Annotated in this window: 19 protein-coding genes and 2 tRNA genes; 12 read left to right on the forward strand and 9 right to left on the reverse strand. The window is 74.0% G+C overall.

The genetic code is table 11. From position 1 onward, the window contains the following. Positions 1-41 precede the first annotated feature (41 nt). The 7 genes from GA0074696_RS07725 to GA0074696_RS07755 all read left to right on the forward strand — a co-directional run bounded on the left by GA0074696_RS07725 (position 42) and on the right by GA0074696_RS07755 (position 6426). Positions 42-1055, forward strand: coding sequence for a YlbL family protein (locus GA0074696_RS07725; protein ID WP_172894213.1), 1014 nt, complete (start codon positions 42-44; stop codon positions 1053-1055). A 115-nt stretch (positions 1056-1170) separates the two neighbouring features. Further along, the gene (locus GA0074696_RS07730) at positions 1171-4125 is read left to right on the forward strand and encodes a UPF0182 family membrane protein (RefSeq protein ID WP_172894215.1); all 2955 of its coding nucleotides are present in this window, start codon (positions 1171-1173) and stop codon (positions 4123-4125) included. A gap of 155 nt (positions 4126-4280) precedes the next feature. Continuing rightward, the gene (locus GA0074696_RS07735; protein ID WP_088960456.1) at positions 4281-4790 is read left to right on the forward strand and encodes a SigE family RNA polymerase sigma factor; all 510 of its coding nucleotides are present in this window, start codon (positions 4281-4283) and stop codon (positions 4788-4790) included. Then, the gene (locus tag GA0074696_RS07740; RefSeq protein WP_088960457.1) at positions 4780-5706 is read left to right on the forward strand and encodes a hypothetical protein; all 927 of its coding nucleotides are present in this window, start codon (positions 4780-4782) and stop codon (positions 5704-5706) included. The genes GA0074696_RS07735 and GA0074696_RS07740 overlap by 11 nt, the downstream gene beginning before the upstream one ends. 58 nt (positions 5707-5764) lie before the next feature. Further along, positions 5765-5841: transfer RNA gene (locus GA0074696_RS07745), tRNA-Met, on the forward strand. A 151-nt stretch (positions 5842-5992) separates the two neighbouring features. After that, positions 5993-6066 (forward strand) — tRNA-Met (locus GA0074696_RS07750). Between the two features lie 111 nt (positions 6067-6177). Next, the gene (locus GA0074696_RS07755; RefSeq protein WP_088960458.1) at positions 6178-6426 is read left to right on the forward strand and encodes a hypothetical protein; all 249 of its coding nucleotides are present in this window, start codon (positions 6178-6180) and stop codon (positions 6424-6426) included. Positions 6427-6461: 35 nt separating this feature from the next. Here GA0074696_RS07755 and GA0074696_RS07760 read toward each other — a convergent pair whose 3' ends face one another. After that, positions 6462-7793, reverse strand: coding sequence for an ABC transporter substrate-binding protein (locus GA0074696_RS07760; protein ID WP_231925297.1), 1332 nt, complete (start codon positions 7791-7793; stop codon positions 6462-6464). A gap of 208 nt (positions 7794-8001) precedes the next feature. Here GA0074696_RS07760 and GA0074696_RS07765 point away from each other — a divergent pair, with 208 nt between their 5' ends. Together GA0074696_RS07765 and GA0074696_RS07770 are read left to right on the forward strand one after the other, a co-directional pair. Beyond that, positions 8002-8835 carry a phosphoribosylaminoimidazolesuccinocarboxamide synthase gene (locus GA0074696_RS07765; protein WP_088960460.1) on the forward strand — a complete coding sequence of 278 codons (834 nt, stop codon included), beginning with the start codon at positions 8002-8004 and terminating at the stop codon, positions 8833-8835. 91 nt (positions 8836-8926) lie between these two features. After that, positions 8927-9865 carry a ribose-phosphate diphosphokinase gene (locus GA0074696_RS07770; protein ID WP_088960461.1) on the forward strand — a complete coding sequence of 313 codons (939 nt, stop codon included), beginning with the start codon at positions 8927-8929 and terminating at the stop codon, positions 9863-9865. A gap of 11 nt (positions 9866-9876) precedes the next feature. Here the strand turns inward: GA0074696_RS07770 and GA0074696_RS07775 are convergent, their stop codons facing one another. Continuing rightward, positions 9877-10344: an ATP-binding protein gene (locus GA0074696_RS07775; RefSeq protein ID WP_088960462.1), complete on the reverse strand. Its 468-nt coding sequence runs from the start codon at positions 10342-10344 to the stop codon at positions 9877-9879. Between the two features lie 118 nt (positions 10345-10462). Here GA0074696_RS07775 and macS point away from each other — a divergent pair, with 118 nt between their 5' ends. Both macS and GA0074696_RS07785 read left to right on the forward strand, forming a co-directional pair. Further along, a complete protein-coding gene (macS, locus tag GA0074696_RS07780) occupies positions 10463-11593 on the forward strand; it encodes a MacS family sensor histidine kinase (RefSeq protein WP_088964420.1) in 1131 nt (376 codons plus the stop codon). A gap of 14 nt (positions 11594-11607) precedes the next feature. Further along, a complete protein-coding gene (locus GA0074696_RS07785) occupies positions 11608-12252 on the forward strand; it encodes a response regulator (RefSeq protein WP_088964419.1) in 645 nt (214 codons plus the stop codon). A gap of 42 nt (positions 12253-12294) precedes the next feature. On the opposite strand, the gene GA0074696_RS07790 is transcribed toward GA0074696_RS07785, so the two are convergent. From GA0074696_RS07790 to GA0074696_RS07800, 3 genes are all read right to left on the reverse strand, one after another. Then, positions 12295-12867: a DUF5709 domain-containing protein gene (locus GA0074696_RS07790; protein WP_088960463.1), complete on the reverse strand. Its 573-nt coding sequence runs from the start codon at positions 12865-12867 to the stop codon at positions 12295-12297. Positions 12868-12940: 73 nt separating this feature from the next. Continuing rightward, entirely contained in the window at positions 12941-13741 is an 801-nt protein-coding gene (locus tag GA0074696_RS07795; RefSeq protein ID WP_088960464.1) for an ATP-binding protein, read from the reverse strand. Next, a complete protein-coding gene (locus GA0074696_RS07800) occupies positions 13738-14739 on the reverse strand; it encodes an SDR family oxidoreductase (RefSeq protein ID WP_088960465.1) in 1002 nt (333 codons plus the stop codon). Before GA0074696_RS07800 ends, GA0074696_RS07795 begins: the two co-directional genes overlap by 4 nt. 521 nt (positions 14740-15260) lie before the next feature. Here GA0074696_RS07800 and GA0074696_RS07805 point away from each other — a divergent pair. Next, positions 15261-16460, forward strand: coding sequence for a glycosyltransferase (locus GA0074696_RS07805; RefSeq protein ID WP_088964421.1), 1200 nt, complete (start codon positions 15261-15263; stop codon positions 16458-16460). Here the strand turns inward: GA0074696_RS07805 and GA0074696_RS07810 are convergent. The 4 genes from GA0074696_RS07810 to aroA form a co-directional block, all read right to left on the reverse strand. After that, the gene (locus GA0074696_RS07810; RefSeq protein WP_172894554.1) at positions 16418-17332 is read right to left on the reverse strand and encodes a hypothetical protein; all 915 of its coding nucleotides are present in this window, start codon (positions 17330-17332) and stop codon (positions 16418-16420) included. The two genes, GA0074696_RS07805 and GA0074696_RS07810, sit on opposite strands and share 43 nt — an antisense overlap. A gap of 60 nt (positions 17333-17392) precedes the next feature. Beyond that, on the reverse strand, positions 17393-18211 hold the full coding sequence (gene hisN, locus GA0074696_RS07815; RefSeq protein ID WP_088960467.1) for a histidinol-phosphatase: 819 nt from the start codon (positions 18209-18211) through the stop codon (positions 17393-17395). Between the two features lie 25 nt (positions 18212-18236). Beyond that, positions 18237-19175 (reverse strand): ribosome small subunit-dependent GTPase A, encoded by a 939-nt coding sequence (rsgA, locus tag GA0074696_RS07820; protein WP_088964422.1) that lies wholly within the window; start codon positions 19173-19175, stop codon positions 18237-18239. A gap of 165 nt (positions 19176-19340) precedes the next feature. Next, complete coding sequence (gene aroA / locus GA0074696_RS07825; RefSeq protein ID WP_088960468.1) at positions 19341-20642, reverse strand: 3-phosphoshikimate 1-carboxyvinyltransferase; 1302 nt, start codon at positions 20640-20642, stop codon at positions 19341-19343. Between the last annotated feature and the right edge of the window lie 99 nt (positions 20643-20741).

Here is a 20741-nt window from a genome sequence, read left to right on the forward strand (position 1 = left end):
GCCGCCGGGGCGGCACCGCCGGAATCGGTACGCTCTGCCGCATGAGACGTCGCGGCGTGACCGTCCTCCTCGGTGCTCTGCTCACCACTCTGCTCAGCATCGGCGTGCTCGGCGCGCCCATCCCGTACGTGGTGCTCGGCCCGGGGCCGACCGTGAACACCCTCGGCGCCTCCGACGGCAAGGAGGTCATCCAGGTCACCGGCCGGTCCACGTCCAACTCCGCCGGCCAGCTGCGGATGACCACGGTGGGGGTGCAGCCCACGGTCAAGCTGCGCGCGGCGATCGCCGGCTGGCTCTCCGCGGACGAGGCGGTGGTGCCGCGCGAGCTGGTCTACCCGCCGAACGAGAGCCAGGAGGAGGTGGAGAAGCGCAACGCCGAGGACTTCCAGAACTCGCAGACCAGCGCCGAGACCGCCGCGCTGGTGGAACTCGGCTACCCGGTGCAGGTGGTGGCCAAGGAGGTCGCCTCCGACGGCCCGTCGGCGGGCGTGCTCAAGGCCGGCGACGTGATCACCACGGTCGACGGGGTCAAGGTGACCACGGCGACCAAGCTGGTGGAGCTGGTCCGGGCGAAGCCGGCCGGCACCGCGCTGCGGATCGGCTACACCCGCGACGGCGTGGCCGGCACGGCCACGGTGACCAGCCGGGAGCAGGACGGGCGGCCGCGCGTCGGGCTGGTGCCGGAGCAGCGGCAGCCGCACCCGTTCTCGCTGAAGATCGACCTGGCCAACATCGGCGGGCCGAGCGCCGGGCTGATGTTCGCCCTCGGCATCGTGGACAAGCTCGAACCGGCCGACCTGACCGGCGGGAAGATCATCGCCGGCACCGGCACCATCGACGACGAGGGCCGGGTCGGTCCGATCGGCGGGATCGCGCAGAAACTCGTCGGGGCGAAGAAGGCCGGCGCGAAGGTCTTCCTGGTGCCGGCGGACAACTGCGCCGAGGCGGTCCGCAATCCGCAGCCCGGCCTGCCCCTGATCAAGGTCGGCTCGCTGGACGAGGCATTGACGGCGCTGGAGACGTTGCGGTCGGGCGGGCAGCCGATCCACTGCTGAGCCCGGGCGTCGCGAAAGCTCGCCGTGACCTTGGGCCGACACGTTCAGGAACACCCCGTACTCTGGGTGCCTGTCCGGAGCCGATCACATCGAGCGTGCGGAGCCAACAGTGGTCATGCGTAGCAGCCCCCTGCCGAGGATGAGTCGGCGCGGACGCGTCACCATCGGGGTCCTGGTCGGGGTGTTCGTGCTCTTCACCCTGCTCGGCTGGGGTGTCCAGGCCTGGACGGACTGGCTCTGGTTCGAAGAGGTCCGCTACACCCAGGTCTTCACCGGGGTGCTGGTCACCCGGCTGCTGCTCTTCCTCACCATCGGGGTGGGGTTGGCGCTCTTCGTGGCCGGCAACCTCTGGCTGGCGTACCGGCTGCGACCGGCGCTGCGGCCGCACTCGCTGGAGCAGGCCACCCTGGAGCGCTACCGGATGCTGCTCACGCCCCGGATCGGCACCTGGATCAGCCTGACCGCGGCCGTGCTCGGGCTCTTCGCCGGCCTCTCCGCGCAGAGCCGGTGGAACCAGTGGCTGCTCTTCCGCAACGGCGGCGACTTCGGCGTCAAGGACCCGGAGTTCGGCGTCGACGTCGGCTTCTACGTCTTCCAGCTGCCCTTCTGGCGGTACCTGCTGGGCGTCGGCTTCACCGCGGTGGTGCTGGCGCTGCTCGGCGCGCTGGCCGTGCACTACATCTTCGGTGGGGTGCGGCTGCAGGGCGTCGGCGACCGGATGACCAACGCCGCGCGGGCCCACCTCAGCACGCTGGTCGCCGTCTTCGTGCTGCTCAAGGCCATCGCGTACGTGCTGGACCGGCGGGCGATGCTGCTGGAGTACAACGAGGGCGCCAAGCTCTACGGCGCCGGCTACGCCGACGTCAACGCGCTGCTGCCGGCCAAGGAGATCCTGGCGTACATCTCGGTCGTGGTGGCGATCGCCATCATCGTCTTCTCCAACGCGGTGATGCGGAACCTGGTCTGGCCCGGCATCGCGCTGGCCCTGCTCGGCGTCTCCGCCGTCGCGATCGGCGGCATCTACCCGTGGGCGGTGCAGACCTTCGAGGTCAAGCCGAGCGCCCGGGACAAGGAGGCGCCGTACATCGAACGCAGCATCGGGGCCACCCGGGCCGCGTTCGGATTGGGCGACACCAAGACGAGCGGGTACGCGGCGAACAACCTCACCCCGCCGGCGAGCCTGGCCACCGACACCTCGGTGGTGCCCAACGTCCGGCTCCTCGACCCGCAGCTGGTCTCCGAGACCTACACGCAACTCCAGCAGGTCCGCGGCTTCTACGACTTCGGGCCGAAGCTCGACATCGACCGGTACTCGGTGGCGAACAAGACCTCCGACTACGTGGTCGGCGTCCGCGAGATCAACTACGGCGAGCTGACCCAGAACAACTGGATCAACCGGCACACCGTCTTCACCCACGGGTACGGCCTCGTCGCGGCCCCGGCCAACCAGGTGGTCTGCGGCGGCCAGCCGTACTTCGTCTCCGGCTTCCTCGGCGAGAAGGCGCAGGAGGCGTGCTCCTCGCAGGCCGAGCAGATCCCGGCCACCCAGCCGCGGATCTACTACGGCGAGCGGATGAAGGAGGACGACTACGCGATCGTCGGGCAGTCCGACAAGACCCGCAACGCCGAGTTCGACCGGCCCACCCCGACCACCGGCGGCGAGCAGTACTACACCTACACCGGTGAGGGCGGCGTCGAGATCGGCTCGTTCACCCGCCGGCTGCTCTACTCCATCAAGGAGCAGGAGTCGAACTTCCTGCTCTCCGAGGCGGTCAACGACAACTCGCGGCTGCTGTACGTGCGCAACCCGCGGGACCGGGTGGAGAAGGTCGCGCCCTTCCTCACCCTCGACGGTGACCCGTACCCGGCGGTGGTGGGCGGCCGGATCCAGTGGATCGTCGACGGCTACACCACCGCGGCGACCTACCCGTACGCCGAGCGGGTCAACCTGCAGACCGAGACCGCCGACGAGCTGACCAACCGGGGCACGTTCCAGCTGGCCCGGGAGAACGTCAACTACATGCGCAACTCGGTCAAGGCCACCGTCGACGCGTACGACGGCACGGTGCGGCTCTACGAGTTCGACGAGACCGACCCGGTGCTCAAGGCCTGGAACAAGGCGTTCGGCGGCGACCTGGTGCTGCCGAAGACCGCCATCCCGGCGGAGCTGGCCGAGCACTTCCGCTACCCGGCCGACATGTTCAAGGTGCAGCGGAACCTGCTCACCAAGTTCCACGTGACCGACCCCGGCGACTTCTACTCCGGTCAGGACTTCTGGCAGGTGCCGAACGTGCCGGACGCGCCGGACAGCGGGCAGAAGCAGCCGCCGTACTACCTGTTCACCCAGTTCCCCGGGCAGCAGGGGCCGCGTTTCCAGATCACCGCGGCGGTCACCCCGAACGGGCGGCAGAACCTGGCCGCGCTGATCTCCGGGTCGTACATCGACGGTCAGCCGAAGCTGGAGGTGTGGGAGCTGCCGGACCAGACCCGGGTCTCCGGGCCGGTGCAGGTGCACCAGCAGATGACCAACAACGCCAACATCCGGCAGCAGCTCAACCTGCTCTCCTCCAACCAGGCGCAGGTGCAGTACGGCAACCTGCTGTCGCTGCCGTTCGCCGACGGGATGCTCTACGTCGAGCCGGTCTACGTGAAGAGCAACCAGCAGGACGCGTACCCGCTGCTGCAGAAGGTGCTGCTCTCGTACGGCGACGGCGGTTCCTACGTGGTGCTGGCCGACAACCTCACCGACGGCATCAAGCAGCTCGTCGACCAGGGCAAACGGGCCGGGCAGGGCACGACGCCGCCGCCCGGCGGCACCCCGCCGCCGCCCCCGGGCGGCGCCAACCCGCCGCCGCTGACCGGTGAGCTGGCCGCCGCCGCGGAGCGGGTGGAGACGGCGATCGTCGAGGTCAAGGCCGCGCAGACGTCCGGCGACTTCGAGCGGTACGGCCGGGCGCTCAAGGCGCTGGACGAGGCGATGACCGCGTTCCAGCAGGCGCAGCAGGCCGCCGGGCCGGCCCCGACGCCGAGCGGCAGCCCGTCCGCGCCGGCACCGACGCCGAGCGGCTGAGCCGCAGCGCGGGCGATCCGACCAGCCCGCGACCCGAGGACCTGCCGGTCCTCCGGTCGCGGGCTTGTCGCTTTTCCGACCCGTTGCCCGCAACCGATCGGCCCCGTCCACCGTCTTGTCAGCAGGTGGGGGAAACGGGGAGACGTGGTGTGAGCATGAGGGACGCGCAGAGCTTCGACGAGTTCTACCGGAGCACCTCCGGGCGGACGCTGCGGTACGGCCACGCGGTGGCGGGTGACCACGGCGAGGCGCAGGACCTCGTGCAGGAGGCGTACGCCCGGGCCTGGCGGCAGTGGGGCAACCTGGCCACCCACCCGGCGCCGGAGGCGTGGCTGCGGCTGGTGGTCAGCCGCCTGGCCACCGACCGGTTCCGCCGGCTGCGCGGCTGGCGCACGGCGGTCAGCCGCAGCGGCCCACCGGAGGACGTCCGGCCACCGGGCGAGGACACCGTCCTGCTGGTCGCCGCCCTGCGGCAGTTGCCGCCGAACCAACGGCAGGCACTGGCCCTGCACTACCTGTTCGACATGCCGGTGGAGGAGATCGCCCGCGAGACGCGGGTGCCCACCGGCACCGTGAAGTCCTGGCTGTCCCGGGGCAGGACGAGGCTGGCCGAGCTGCTGCCCGGGGTCGCGTCCGAGGAGCTGGAGGTCAACGATGTCGCGTGAACTGACCGGTTTCTACCGCTCGCTCGCCGAGGACACCGACCCACGCGGCCTGGCGGCGCCCGACCTGGTGCGCCGGTACGCCGACCGCCGGGCGCGGACCCGGGCGGCGCTGGGGGTGCTGACCGCGGCGGCGCTGGTCGGCGGGACGGCCGTCGGCGCCCAGTTCGTCCTCGCCGCCGGCCCGGACACCCAGATCGGGCCGCCCGCCGACACCCCGGCCCCGCCCTCGCCTGTGCCGTCGGAGACGCCCACCCCGTCGGCGATCTCGCCCGGCCCGAGCGGGTCGGCCTCGCGGCAACCGCCGTCGACGTCACCGACGCGGGTCGGCGTCCCGCCGCCCGTCCGGACGCCGACCTCGATCCCCGACTCGGCCTTCTTCGCGCTGGCGGCGGCGAACGACACCGGGGCGGGGTCCCGGTTCGGCGAGGGTCAGGTGCTGCCCGCGCTCTGCGGGGCGAAGCCGGGCGCGTCGGGGACGGTGCGGCAGCGCGTCCGGACGGTGCCGTTCAAGCTGGCCGGCACCCCGGAGGGGAACATCCCGGACGGTCTCTACCGGCACAGCATCACCATCTACCGCGACGGTAGGGCCGCCGCCGCGCTCGACGAACTGCGCGACGCGGTGCGTGACTGCCCCGAGCAGCCGGTCGGCAACGTGACCTCCCGGCAGAAGCTGCTGCCCAGCAGCGGCTACGGCGACGAGTCGGTGCTGTTCGAGATGCGCAGTCCGTCCGTCGACCTGAACGGCGACCCGGCCGGTGAAGGTGGCGAGGACGTACGGCTGATCCGGGCGATCCGGGTCGGGACCGTGGTGACGGTGCTCTGGGAGCAGGGCTGGGAGGGCGGCTCCAGCCCGAAGCCGCAGGTCGACGCGGACAGCCGGCGGGCGGTGCTGGCGATCCGCAACTGGTTGGGCTGACTGCGCCCGGACCCGTTTTGCGGGTCCGGGGCCCCGTACGCTACGGTTAACGAGTCGACGCGGGGTGGAGCAGCTCGGTAGCTCGCTGGGCTCATAACCCAGAGGTCGCAGGTTCAAATCCTGTCCCCGCTACCACGACGAACGGCCCGAGGGATCTGATCCTCGGGCCGTTCGCTTTCTCCCTGCCCGAGCGGCCCCGGTGGCCGGCGCCCGAGCGGGTCCCGGGTGGCCGATCCGGGACCCGGCTGATCTCGGTCCCGGGGATGCGCTAAGCTTATGGAGCCGACGCGGGGTGGAGCAGCTCGGTAGCTCGCTGGGCTCATAACCCAGAGGTCGCAGGTTCAAATCCTGTCCCCGCTACTCGTTCGAAGGCCCCGGAGCCCAGCTCCGGGGCCTTCGCCGTTTCCGCCCGCCGGGGGTTTCCCGTCCGTCCGGCGTGCCCCGCTTGCCCGCCTCGGTCAGGATGGGGTCATGTCATCTTGGAACAGGTGGTGGGGCCGGCTGAGCGCGGTCCTCGGTGCGGTCGTGCTCTCGGTCTTCGTACCGGTCGCGGCCTGGGCGTCCACAGGCCAGGGCGAGCTGGTGGTGGAGGCGGCACGGCGCAGGTCCCGGGGCGGTGGCGGTATCCTGGGCCTGCTGTGCTGCCTCGTCGTGGTGGGGTTGATCGTGTTCCTGGTGTTGCGGCTGATGCGCAACCGCCGCAACCGTCCGCCGAGCTGATCCGGTTGGCCCCGGCCGGCAGGCGCCGGCCGGGGTCACTCGGCCAGCGCCCCCTGTGCCTGCGCCATGAACTTCGACGTCGTGGCCCGCGTTCCCGCCCGGCCCGACCGGACGTCCTGGGCCGCCGCCGTGAGCAGCGCGCGCACCCGGGCGTGCCCCCGGGGCGGTGGGGCCGGGGCGGGTCCGACCAGGTCGTTCAGGGCGGTGCCGAGGGTGGCGACGCGCTTGACCACCGGATCGTCGGACGCCTGGGTGACGGCCTGCCGCACGGCCAGGTCGGCGGGCAGCCCGCGGTCGGTGCCGAGGATCCGGCCGACCTCGACGTTGGTGGTGAGGAAGCTGACGACGTCGGCCACCACGCCGGGGTGCCGGGTGCCGTGGAAGCCGGCCCAGTACATCGAGGCCCGGTCCCACTGGGCGGCCGGCGGCCCGGGGAAGGCGGCCAGCCCCAGCTCGTCGTCGGTGTGCCGCTGGAGTTCGGGCAGTTGGTGCGACCAGGCGAACGAGGCGGCGGTGTGGCCGGTCACCACGAGCTGTCGTGCCGGTTCGCCGCCGTCGGCCCGGTCCACCAGCGCGGCGGCCGGGGTGGCCCGGTCGTTGCGGGCCCGCTGCCAGAGTTCGAACCAGTCGACCAGGGCCGCCGAGCCGAAGCCGAGTTGCCGCCCCTGGTAGAACTTGCCGCCCTGCCCGCGCAGCCAGAGCCAGAGCGCCCGGTGGTCGCCGGACGGGTCCATGGTGCCGGCCACCCGCCCGCCGCTGGCCTGGGTGACCCGCGCGGCCCAGGCCAGGTAGTCGGCCCACGGCATGATCGTCGGGGCGGGCACCCCGAGCCGGCGCAGCAGGTCCTTGTTGTAGACCACGGCGGCGTGCGTCTGCGCGGCGGGGACGCCGTGCAGCCGCCCGTCCACCCGGCCGTAGTCGGCCAGCCCCGGCGGCAGGCCGCCGAGGTCGAGCCGGCCGTCCGCGGCGTACGGGCTGAGGTCCAGGGCGATGCCGCGCTGCGCGTACTCGGTCAGCACGGTGTCGTCGACCTGGAACAGGTCCGGCACGTTGCCGCCGCCGGCCTGGGTGGCGAGCCGGTCGTAGTAGCCGCTGACGGCCTGCCAGGTGACCCGGAAGGTGACCCGGGGGTTGCGCGAGGAGTACAGCCGCAGCGCGCGCTCGGTGGCCTGCGCCCGGCGGGTGTTGCCCCACCAGAAGACCGACAACTCGATCGGCCCGTTCTCGTCGACCGGGGCGGTCGGGCCGTCGCTGCACCCGGTGAGGCCGCCGGTGGCGAGCGCCGGCACCGCCAGCAGCGCGCCGAGCAGTCGCCGCCGGTCCGGGTCGGCGCCGGGCCGGGGGCGCGGAGGGCGGGCAGCGGGCACGGGGGGCTCCTGGTGCGCGGCGGTGCGGGCCGGACCATTCACGCAGGCGGTGAGCCCGGGTGTCAACGCCGGACGGCCGGCGGCGGCGGGGACGGTCCCGCGGGCGCTGACCGGCATCGATACCTGCCGAGCCGACCCGGGTACGCCGGCGTCGGTACGGCCGGTGGCCGCACCGGGCGTCCCGACGTCGTCTGATGTACTAGGGCGCGTGGAACTTCTGCACTCGGGCAAGGTCAGGGACGTCTACGCCGACGGCGACGACCTGATCCTGGTCGCCTCCGACCGCATCTCGATCTACGACGTGGTCCTGCCGACGCCGATCCCGGACAAGGGTCGACTGCTCACCGCCCTCTCCGTCTGGTGGTTCGAGCAGCTCGCCGACCTGGTGCCGAACCACGTCATCTCGACCACCGACGTGCCCGCCGAGTTCGCCGGCCGGGCGATCCGCTGCCGGCGGCTGGAGATGGTCCCGGTGGAGTGCGTCGCCCGCGGCTACCTGACCGGCGGCGGCCTGAAGGAGTACGAGCGCACCGGCGCCGTCTCCGGCGTGGCGCTGCCGCGCGGCCTGGTCGAGGCGTCGATCCTGCCCGAGCCGATCTTCACCCCGTCGACCAAGGCGCCGGTGGGCGAGCACGACGAGCCGATCACCTTCGCCGAGGTGGTGGACAAGGTCGGCGCGGAGACCGCCGAGCGGCTGCGCCAGATCACCATCGACGTCTACCGCCGCGGCGCCGAGCTGGCCGCCGACCGGGGCATCCTGGTCGCCGACACCAAGCTCGAACTGGGCTGGACGCCGGACGGCACCCTGATGCTCGGCGACGAGCTGCTGACCTCCGACTCGTCCCGGTTCTGGCCCGCCGAGTCGTACCAGCCGGGCCGCGTGCAGTTCTCCTACGACAAGCAGTACGTCCGGGACTGGGCGACCGACAGCGGCTGGGACAAGCAGGGCCCGGCCCCCGAGGTGCCGGCCGAGGTGGTCGAGGCGACCCGGGCCCGCTACGTCGACGTCTACGAGAGGCTCACCGGCAACCGCTGGGCGTAGTCACTCGACCCAGTCGAGGGTGCGCGCCACCGCCTTGCGCCACTGCCGCAGCTCGCGTCGTCCGGCCGGCGGCATCCGTACGATCTGGACCGTGCGTGACATCGCCGTGTTCAGCGGAACTGCCCATCCCGAACTCGCCGCCGAGATCTGTGCCCACCTCGACGTCCCGTTGCACCCCGTGCGGGTCTCCCGGTTCGCCAACGACTGCCTGGAGGTGCAGTTGCAGGCGAACTGCCGGGAGCGCGACGTCTTCCTGATCCAGCCGTTGGTGCCGCCGGTCCAGGAGCACCTGGTCGAGCTGCTGCTCATGATCGACGCGGCCCGGGGCGCGTCCGCCGGCCGGATCACCGTGGTGCTGCCGCACTACGCGTACGCCCGGTCGGACAAGAAGGACGCCCCGCGGATCTCGATCGGCGGGCGGCTCGTCGCCGACCTGCTCACCTCGGCCGGGGCGCACCGGGTGCTGGCGATGACCCTGCACTCGCCGCAGGTGCACGGCTTCTTCGGCGTCCCCGTCGACCACCTGCACGCGCTGCGCGAGCTGGCCGCCCACTTCCGGCGCTACGACCTGACCGACACCGTGGTGGTCTCGCCGGACCTGGGCAACGCCAAGGAGGCCGCCGCCTTCGCCCGGATGCTCGGCACGCCGGTGGCGGCCGGGGCGAAGCAGCGGTTCAGCGACGACCGGGTGAAGATCAGTACGGTGATCGGCGACGTGGCCGACCGGGACGTCATCGTCCTCGACGACGAGATCGCCAAGGGCAGCACGGTGATCGAGCTGATGGCGCACCTGCGCGAGCGGAAGGTGCGCTCGATCCGGCTCGCCTGCACGCACGGGCTCTTCTCCAGCGGCGCGTTGGAGCGGCTCAGCGGGGAGGACGGCGTGCTGGAGATCGTCTGCACCAACACGGTCCCGATCCCGGCTCAGAAGCGGGTGCCGAAGCTGGAGATCCTCTCGGTGGCGCCGGCGTTGGCCGAGGCGATGCGGCGGATCCACAACGGCGAGTCGGTCAGCGCGCTCTTCGGCTGACTCGGGCCGGGTCAGTCGCCGGCCGGGCCGCCCGCGCGGCGCAGCGCCTGGGTCAGGGCGCTGATCCGTACCGTGGTGCCGGCCGAGCTGGTCTCGACCTCCATGGCGTCGCTCAGCTCCCGGGCCAGCCAGAGCCCCCACCCGCCGGCGGTGTCCGGCGCCGGGCGGCTGTGGTCGCCGAGCCGCTGCGCGCTGATTCCCGCGCCGTGGTCGGAGACCTCGCAGACCAGCTCGTCGGCTCGCCACCACAGCCGCAACCAGCCCTGGCCGCCGCCGTGCCGGACCGCGTTGGTGATCAGCTCGTTGACGGCGAGGACGAAGTCGTCCAGCCGCTGGCCGGTCAGCCCCGCGGCGTGCGCGCAGGAGGTGACCGAGTGTCGCAGCTCGGTCACCTGTGCCTGCTCGAAGGCCTCGGCGATGAGAACGGAAGATTCGATGGGCACAACCGTACGCGGCGGGGGCGGATCTGCGTTCGTCATGGCCCTGTCCCGACAGCCGGTCTCGGAGTTTCGCGGCATTTCCACCGTACGTCAGGGTTCTCCGTCCCGCGACCGGCGGCGCGGCCGGGCGGCCGGCGGCTGTGGCATCGTGACGGCCATGCCGTCGCCGCCGGGTGGTCTCGAGGTGCCGCTGTGGCGTTCCATCGCCGTCTTCCGCTTCGCCGCCCTGGCATACGTCTGCCTGCTGGTCCTCCGCGACGCCGACCGGTACGCCCACCCACTCGCCGCCGGCGCCGTCCTGCTGGCGATGCTGGCCTGGTCCGGGGCGACCGCCGCCGGCTACGCCCGGCCGGCGAACCGGCACTGGCCGCTGCTCCTGGCCGACCTGGGCGTCGTGCTCGTCGTCCTCGCCGTCTCCCCGTGGGTGGTCGGCCGCCCGGCGCTGGCCGCCGGTGTGCCGACCCTGGCCGTGGTCTGGCTGGCCGGCCCGGTGCTGGCCTGGGCGGTCTCCGGCGGGCGGCGGCGCGGCGCGGTCGCGGCCCTGGCGCTCGGCGCGGCGGACCTGGCCAGCCGGGGACGGATCGGCCCGTCCTCGCTCACCGGGGTGATCCTGCTGCTGCTCGCCGGGGTGATCGTCGGGCACGTCGCGCGGCTGGCGGTGACCGCCGAGGAGCGGCTGCACCGGGCGGTGCAACTGGAGGCGGCCACCCGGGAGCGGGAGCGGCTGGCCCGGGGCATCCACGACTCGGTGCTCCAGGTGCTGGCCCTGGTGCAGCGGCGCGGCGCCCACCTCGACGGCGAGGCCGGTGAGCTGGCCCGGCTCGCCGGCGAGCAGGAGGCGGCGCTGCGCGCCCTGATCGCCGGGGTCGACCCGGCGCCCGCCGCCGACGAGGCGACCGGCACCCTGGACCTGCGCGCCCTGCTCGGCCGGTACGCCTCGGCGACGGTCTCCGTCTCCGCCCCGGCCACCCCGGTCCCGCTGCCCGCCCCGGTGGCCCGGGAACTGGCCGCCGCCACCGCGGCGGCGCTGGACAACGTGCGGCGGCACGCCGACGGGCGCGCCTGGGTGCTGGTCGAGGACGAGGGGGAGACGGTGACGGTGTCGGTGCGCGACGCCGGCCCGGGCATCGGAGCGGGCCGGCTGGTCGAGGCCGCCCGGCAGGGGCGGCTGGGCATGAGCCAGTCGATCCGGGGGCGGATCGCCGACCTCGGCGGCGAGGTGCGGATCGTCTCCGCGTCGGGGGAGGGCACCGAGGTGGAGCTGGTGGTACCGAGGGAGGACGGGTGACCGGGGTACGGGTGATGGTGGTCGACGACCACCCGATGTGGCGGGAGGGGGTGGCCCGCGACCTCACCGAGGCCGGCCACCGGGTGGTGGCGACCAGCGGCGAGGGGCGGCAGGCGGTCCGGGTGGCCGCCGCGGCCCGGCCCGACGTGGTGGTGCTCGACCTCCAGCTGCCCGACATCTCCGGAGTCGAGGTGATCCGGGGCCTGCGGGCCGTGCTGCCCGAGGTGCGGGTGCTGATGCTGTCGGCCAGCGGCGAGCAGCAGAGCGTCCTGGACGCGGTGAAGGCCGGCGCCACCGGCTACCTGGTGAAGTCCGCCGCCCCGGCCGAGTTCCTGGACGCGGTGCGCCGCACCGCCGCCGGGGAGCCGGTCTTCACGCCCGGACTGGCGGGACTGGTCCTCGGCGAGTACCGCCGGCTGGCCGTCACCGACGGCGGGGCCCGGCCGGGCCGGGACGACGCGGCACCCCGGCTCACCGAGCGGGAGACCGAGGTGCTGCGGCTGGTCGCCAAGGGGCTGTCGTACCGGCAGATCGCCGAGCGGCTGGGGCTCTCGCACCGCACCGTGCAGAACCACGTCCAGAACACGCTGGGCAAGCTCCAGTTGCACAACCGGGTCGAGCTGACCCGCTACGCGATCGAGCGCGGGCTCGACGACTGAGCGGCTGTCGGCAAACCCCGGGGTTTCCCGACAGCCGCTGGGTCAGTGCGACTCCGGCGGCCGGGTCTCGTGGATCGCCAGTTCCTCGGCGGTGGCCCCGCCGCCGGCCGAGCCCGCGTCGTAGGCGACCGAGTCGGTCTCCTGGTCGGTGTGCGCCCCCTCGTCCGGTTCGACCAGCCGGCCCACCTGGGAGTCGGCGATGGTGCCCAGCTTGCCGTGGTCGTAGATGGAGACCGCGGAGTGCGGGTCCGAGGTGGGACCGGGGTTCATCACGTCGGCGTCCAGCTGCGCCTCGGCGGCGGCCTCGTCGCTGTCCGCCTCGGCGGCGATGTCCGGGTCGACCGGGCCGGCCAGCGGGTCGTCGGCGGGGCGCTCGTACTGCTCGCGCTGGAGCTTGTAGTCCAGCGACTCCCCGTCGAGCTGCTCCTCGGCGGTGGTGCCGAAGCTGTCGACCGCGACCGGTGTGCGGTCGCCGGGCAGCTGGGCCGGCTCCGGGCCGTCGGCCTCGCGGCCGGTGAGGACGTCGTCGTTGGCGGTGGAGTCGTCGTCGGCGGTCTGCGGCAGGCCCTCCGCCTCAGGGTCGGACAGGGGGGTCGGGTACTCGTCGTCGCGCATGACTGATCACTACCCGCTGCCATGCCCCGGGTAACCGGAGCCGGACCCCGCGATCGGGACGAAAGGTGAGAAGTCAGCCCTGGCGCGCGGCTTCGTCCTCGGCGTGGAGCACGCACCAGACCACCTTGCCGTTCGGCACCGGGGTGCTGCCCCAGCGTCGGGCCACCGTGTCGATCAGCAGCAGGCCGCGGCCGCCGGTCGAGGTGAGCGGAGCCAGGCCGGCGTACGCGGGCTGTCGGGGGGAGTGGTCGCGGACCGCGACGTGCAGCGAGCTGTCGCGCGGCGCGAGCCGAACCGTCATCGGCGTCCGCGCGTGGGCCACCACGTTGTTGACCATCTCGGTCACCGCGATGGACGCCGGCTCGGTCAGCTGCGGCACGCCCCAGCGGGCGCAGCCGTCGGCGATCATCGCCCGGGCCTGCCGGGCAGCCCCCACCGTGGGCGCGAGGTCCGCGGCGAGCAGCGCCGCCATCGGGGTACGGGCCAGCGCGGCGGTCGCGTCGTCGGCGGTCGCGTACACCGCCAGCCCGGTCGCGTCGGCGCCGGTGACCGTGCCGGCCGGGTCGAGCACCAGCAGGTCGGCGGCGGGCCAGTCGGCGATCGCGCGGCGGACCTCGGCCAGCAGTCGCGCTGCGCTGCCGTCGGTGGAGCGCAGCCGGGCCACGTCGACCACGATCGGGCCGGGCCGGTCAGTCAGTCGCGTCAGCAGGGCGTCGCGGACCCGGTCGGCGGCGGTGGACTCCAGCACCCCGCTCAGCCGCACGGTCGCGGACGACTCGTCCGCCTCCACCAGGCATCGCGCGTCCGTCGGCATGATCGTCCCATTGTGCATGCCGGCGGCCGGGCGCGCACCCGGCCGCTCCGTGCCGGTCATCGCCGTTCCGCTCGCGAGCGGCGGGTCATCGCGGCCATCGTGCCGACCGCGGTGCCGGCGGCGGCCAGCCCGAACGCGGCGGTCACCCGCACCACCTGCCGGCGTCGGCCGTGCCAGCCGCCCTCGCGCTGCGCCTCGGCGTCGGCGCGGAAGACGTTGCCGGTGCTGTCCGCCGCGCCCGACGGCCCGAACTGCGTCCGGTGGGCGTACCAGCCGAGGACCCGCTCGGCCAGCGCCGGCGCGAGCCGCCACTGCAGGCCGATCAGCCGGGCCGCGCCGCCGGCGTACGCCTCCCGGCGGGGCCGGCGCAGCAGCCGGACGATGGTCTCGGCCACCATCTCGGGCGGGTACACCGGCGGGGGCGGGACGAGTTCGCGCCCGGTGTGGTTGCCGGCGTGCCGGAAGAACGGGGTGTCGATGGTGGCCGGCAGCACGGTGCAGATCGAGATGTTGCCCCGGCCGGTGACCCGCAGCTCCTGCCGGACCGTGTCGGCCAGCCCGCGGATGCCGTGCTTGGTGGCGTTGTACGCCGACTGGTAGGGCATCGCCACCTCGGCCAGCACCGAGGCGTTGTTGACCACGACCCCGCCGCCGGAGAGGCTCAGCCAGGGCAGTGCGGCGCGGATGCCGTAGGCGGCGCCCAGCAGGTTGACCTCCAGCACCCGGCGGAACTCCGACACCGGGATCTCGTCGAAGAGCCCGACCGCGCTGACCGCCGCGTTGTTCACCCAGCCGTCGATCCGGCCGTACTCGGCCGCGGCGCGGGCGGCCAGTTCCTCGACCGCCACCGGGTCGGTCACGTCGGTGGGCACCGCCAGCGCCCGCCCGCCCAGTTCCCGGCAGTGTCGGGCGACATCCTCCAAGGCGGGCTCGCTGCGGGCGGCGAGGACGATGTCCGCGCCCCGGCGGGCCAGCGCGTAGGCCGTGGCGGTTCCGATGCCGCTGGAGGCGCCGGTGACCACCACGACGGCGTCCGAGAGACTGCGGGTTAGCGGCATTCTTCGTCGGTACCCCGACCGGAGTGGGTCATGCGGCCGGGTGGGCGCGGATCGGCACCGGGCTGGATCGGCCGCACCGGCGGTCGGCGGGAGGCCGGGGCCGGGCCGGGGCGGCCGTCCCGGCGTTCGGCGGGAACCCCCGGACGTGGCGGCGGCGGTCGAGGCCGGCGCGCACGCCCGGGTCCCCCGGTCGGGCGGTCCCGCCCCGACACTGCCCGGGGGGCGATACCGGGCCAACCCGGCCTTCCGGATAGTCGGCGGGACGGTGGCGTAAACCGATCACCCCGGACGGCCGGGTACGAGCCTCCGTTCGCCCGGGCCAGACCCGCCGTGAGAGCGGATGTGACCTGCGGAAACTCCGGTGGCGGGGGCCGGCGGACGGCTCGCCGGCGGGGTGCCCGCAACGGTCGGCCGGCGGCGTTCCGACTGCTCCCGATCTGCCAGGTTTCGGCTCGCCGGGGCCGGGTTAATGGGACCCTCTGACCGGAGGACCATCCCTCACGAATCGCATGGAGGTGACCATGCGCGTCGGCCTCGTCTGCGCGCACGCCGGCTCGGCCCGGCATGCGGACGCCCCCGCCGTCGGTACCCACGAGCACATCGCCCGGGTCGCCGCCGAGCTGGCCGGGCGCGGCCACGACGTACGGGTCTACGAGCGCCGCGACGAACCCGCCCTGCCGGAGGTCGTCGAGGTGGACGGCTACCGCCTGGAGCGGGTGCCCGTCGGACCGCCCAGGGTCATGCCCACCGCCGAGCTGGTGCCGTACGTGTCGGAGTTCGGCCGGTGGCTGGCCGACCGCTGGGCCGCGGAGTGGACCCCCGAGGTGGTGCACGGGCACTACTGGATCGGCGGCCTGGCCGCCGCCCACGCGGTACGCGAGACGGACATCCCGGTCGTGCAGACCTTCCACTCCCTCGGCGTCGAGCAGCTACGCCACCTCGGCCAGCAGTACGACGGCCCGGGGGAGCGGATCCCGCTGGAGCGGGCGCTGACCCGGGCCGTGGACATCGCGGTCGCCCAGTGCAACGACGAGGTGGACGAACTGACCCGGATGGGCCTGCAGCGCACGGCGGTGGCGATGGTCCCCGCCGGGGTGGACATCGAGCGGTTCCACCCCGACGGCGAGGCGGCACCGCGCGACCAGCGGGCCCGCATCCTCTCCGTCGGCGGGCTGTCGCCCGGCCACGGCCAGGAGGACCTGATCCGGGCGATGCGCCTGGTGGGCGACGCCGAGCTGGTCATCGCCGGCGGCCCGCCGCCCGAGGAGCTGGCCACCCACGCCGAGGCCCGCCGGCTGCGCGAGCTGGCCGAGCGGACCGGGGTCGCCGACCAGGTGAAGCTGGTCGGGGCGGTGCCGCACGACCAGATGGCCACCTGGTACCGCTCGGCCGACGTGGTCGCCTGCACCCCGCACTACTCCTCCGCCGGCCGGGTGTCGCTGGAGGCGATGGCCTGCGGCGTACCGGTGGTCGGGTACGCGATGGGCGGCATCGCCGACGCCGTGGTCGACGAGGTCACCGGGCGGCTGGTGCCCCCGGGCGACGTCCGCACGCTGGGCGTGACGCTGCGCCGGCTGCTGGCCGACAACGCCGGGCGGTTCGCGTACGGGCATGCGGCGGTGGACCGGGTGCGGTGCAGCTACACCTGGGAGCGCACCGCCAGCGCCCTGGAGCGGCTCTACGAGCGGGTGGTGCTCCGGCGCAAGCCGGTCGAGGCCTGACCGCCCGTCTGCAGCGGTGGTCGGCCGGAGCCGGCGCCGACCGCGATCCGGTCCCGTCGCCGGACGACGGCATGGTGGTGCTGTGGTTCGGCGTACCGGGTGAGCCCGATGACCGAGGCGAGGGTGACCAGGAAGCCGACCGCGGCCAGCCACTCCCGGCCCGGCCAGATCCGGTCGTTGAGCAGCAGCAGGCCGACGATCGCGGCGGGCACCGCCCCGGCGGCGTCCATCGCGGCGACGGCGGCCGTGGTGGAGCCGCGCTGCATCGCCAGCCCGAGCAGCAGCTGCCCGACCAGCGAGTGCGCGATCAGCAGGTAGAGCAGCGGGTCCCGGACGAACGCCTCGGCCGTCGACGCGGAGGCCAGCGGGCGGGCGGCCACCGCGGCGGCGGAGAACGCCATCCCGGCCAGCGAGCCGAGCACCACCGACCCGGGCGGCCCGTGCAGGCGTACGGCGAAGAAGCCGAGCACCCCGATGCCGCCCAGCGCCACGGCGAGGGCGACCAGGCCGGCGGTGCCGAGGGACTTCGACGGCGCCGGCTGGGCGGAGAGCACCAGCGCGGTGATCCCGCCGAAGAGCAGCACCAGCAGGGCAACCTCCGCCTTCGGCAGCCGCCACTTGAGCACCACCACGCCCAGCACGGCGGTGACCCCCAGCCCGGCGGCCACGCTGGCCTGCACCAGGAACAGCGGCAGGTCCCGGCGGGCCAGGAAGGCCAGCACGAATCCGGTCACCTGGCAGAGCAGGCCGACCAGGTAGGTGCGGTGCACGGCCAGCTTCAGCAGCAGCCCCGGATCGAAGGTGTGGTGCACGGTCGTCCGGGCGGCGGCGACCGACTGCAACATGTTGGCGAAGCCGTACGCGACGATCATGGCCGCGAGGAAGCACCAACCGGAGGACACCACCTGGCGAGGATAGAGGGTGCCCGGGGGTCAGCGCGCGGTTGGCCGACCCAGCCGGGCGAGGATGTCGGCGTGCAGCAGGCCGTTGCTGGCCACCGCGCTGTGCTCCCCGGAACCATCCCCAGCAGGGACTCCACGGCCGGACAGATCGGTGAGGACGCCCCCGGCCTCGGTCACCACCGGCACCAGCGCGGCGACGTCCCAGAGCGACAACTCGGGCTCCACCATGACGTCCAGTGCACCCTCGGCCAGCAGCATGTAACCGTAGAAGTCGCCGTACGCGCGGCTGCGCCAGGTGTCCCGCATGAGCTGGAGCATCGCGTCCAGCCGGCCCGCCTCCTCCCAGCCGCTGAGCGAGGAGTAGCAGAAGCTGGCGTCGGCCAGGTCGCCGACGGCGGAGACCCGGATCGGCGTGCCGGAGGCGGCGTCCGGCCCGGCGTACGCGCCCTCGCCGAGCGCGCCCCACCAGCGGCGGCCAAGCGCCGGGGCGGAGACCAGCCCGACCACGGGACGGTCCCCCTCCAGCAGCGCGATCAGGGTGGCCCAGACCGGCACGCCCCGGACGAAGTTCTTGGTGCCGTCGATCGGGTCGACCACCCAGCGTCGACCCCCCGGCCCGGCGGCCGGCTGCTCGCCGTACTCCTCGCCGAGCAGGCCGTCGCCGGGGCGCCGGTCGGCCAGCAGCGCGCGGATCGCCCGCTCCACCGCGGTGTCCGCGTCGGAGACCGGGGTGAGGTCCGGCTTGGCCTCGACCCGCAGGTCGAGCGCGCGGAAGCGGGCCGTGGAGATGGCGTCGGCGGCGTCCGCGAGCTGGTGGGCGAGGGCGATGTCGTCGGCGTACCCGGTCATGGGAGAAACGGTAGCCACGCCCGGGTCAGGACCCGGCGAGCGGGTCGCCCGGATTCCGCTGGTCGGCCTCACCGCGCGGGTCACCCTCCCCGGACCGGGAGGACAACAGCCGACGGTACGACGCCAGCCGACGCGGGTCGGCCTTGCCGGCGGCCACCCAGGCGTCCAGGGCGCAGTCCGGCGCGTCGGCGGTGTGCGGGCAGTTCGGCGGGCAGTCCACCGTCGCCTCGACCAGGTCGGCGAAGCCGTGCAGCAGGCTCTCCGCCGAGACGTGGGCGAGCCCGAAGCTGCGTACCCCGGGGGTGTCGATGATCCAGCCGGGGTCGCCGTCGACGCCCGGCGCGGGCGGCAGCCGCAGCGCCACGGCGCTGGTGGAGGTGTGCCGGCCCCGGCCGATCGCGCTGACCACGCCGACCGCCCGGGCGGCCTCCGGCACCAGGCGGTTGACCAGCGTCGACTTGCCCACCCCGGAGTGCCCGACCATGACCGAGACCCGGCCGGCGAGCAGCGCCCGCAGCGCGTCGAGGTCGGAGTCCGGGCGGACGAGCACGTACGGCAGTTCCAGCTCGGTGTAGTAGCCGAGCACCTGCTCGGGCCCGGCCAGGTCGGCCTTGGTCAGGCAGAGCAGCGGCTCGATTCCCGCGTCGTACGCGGCCACCAGGCAGCGGTCGATGAAGCCGGTGCGCGGCGGCGGGTCGGCCAGCGCGCTGACGATCACCAACTGGTCGGCGTTGGCGACCACCACCCGTTCCAGCCGCCCCTCGGCGGTGGTCGCGTCGTCCTCGGCGGTCCGCCGCAGCACCGAGCGCCGCTCGGCGATCCGGACGATCCGGGCCAGCGCGCCGGCCGCCCCGGAGGTGTCCCCGACCAGGCCCACCCGGTCGCCGACCACCACCGACTTGCGCCCCAGCTCCCGGGCCCGCATCGCGGTCACCGTGTCGTCGGGGTCGGCGCCGGCCAGCACGCAGGTGTAGCGGCCCCGGTCGACGGCGATCACGAAGCCGTCGACCGCGTCGGCGTGCCGGGGCCGGGTACGGGTGCGTGGGCGCGAGGATTTTCCGGGCCGGACCCGTACGTCTTCCTCGTCGTACTCCCGCCGTCTGGTCGCCAGGACCGCCCCCTCTACGCCTCAGCTCTTGCCGGTCACCATTGCCGACCATAGTGCCGGGAACTCGGGCATGGTCTTGGAGGTACACGCCACATCGTCCACCTCGATACCGGGGACGGCCAGCCCGGCCACCGCGGCGGCGTGCGCCATCCGGTGGTCGGCGTAGGTGCGGAATGTGCCGCCGCGCAGCGGGCGGGGCCGGATCTCCAGGCCGTCGGAGGACTCGGTCAGGTCGGCGCCGAGGGAGGTGAACTCGCGGGCCAGGGCGGCGATCCGGTCGGTCTCGTGGCCGCGGATGTGCGCGATGCCGGTGAACCGGGACGGGGAGTCGGCCAGCATGGCCAGCGCGGTCAGCGCCGGGGTCAGCTCGCTGACGTCGGAGAGGTCGGCCTCCAGACCGTGCACCGTGCCGGTGCCGCGCACGGTCAGCCCGGCGGTGCCGAGGGTCACCTCGCCGCCCATCCGGTGCAGCAGCGAGCGGAGCTGCTCGACCGGCTGCGCGCTGCTGCGCGGCCAGCCCTGCAACGTCACCTCACCGCCGGTGACCAGCGCGGCGGCGAAGAACGGGACCGCGCCGGAGAGGTCCGGCTCGATCTCCCAGCCGCGCCCGGCCAGCGGGCCGGGCTCGACCACCCAGACGTCCGGGACGCTGTCGTCGACCGCGGCGCCGGCCGCCCGCAGCATCTGGACGGTCATCCGCAGGTGGGGCGCGGAGGGGACGGGCGGGCCCTGGTGGCGCACGACCACGCCCCGGTCGAAGCGCGCGCCGGCGAGCAGCAGGCCGGAGACGAGCTGGCTGGAGGCGGAGGCGTCGATCACCACCTCGCCGCCGGTGACCCGGCCGGTGCCCTGCACCGTCAGCGGCAGGCTGCCGGCGGGCGGGGCCTCGACGCGTACGCCGAGCGAACGCAGCGCGCCGATCAGCGGACCGAGCGGACGGACCCGGGCCTGCGGGTCGCCGTCGAAGGTGACCCGCCCCTCGGCCAGGCCGGCGACCGGCGGCGCGAAGCGCATCACCGTGCCGGCCAGCCCGACGTCGACGTGGGCCGGACCGACCAGCCGGTGCGGCCGGACCAGCCAGCGCTCGTCGTCGGAGATCGACATGTGCGCGCCCATCGCCCGCAGCCCGCCGGCCATCAGCTCGGTGTCCCGCGCGCGCAGCGGCCCGTGCAGGGTCGACGGACCACTGGCCAGGGCACTGAGCACCAGCGCCCGGGCGGTCATCGACTTGGAGCCGGGCAGGCGCAGCGTCGCGGCAACCGGATCGCTGGCGGTCGGTGCGGTCCACGGCTGCGGCGGCCGGGTCGCGGTCGGATTCCCCACGGTTACATTCTGCCAACCTCGCCGGCCCGTGGAGCCGGCCGTCGGTCCTGCTCCCGGTTGGCGGGACAGCCGGGAAGCCGGCGGGGCGTTAGCGTGTGC

The organism is Micromonospora purpureochromogenes, from assembly GCF_900091515.1.
Lineage (GTDB): Bacteria > Actinomycetota > Actinomycetes > Mycobacteriales > Micromonosporaceae > Micromonospora > Micromonospora purpureochromogenes.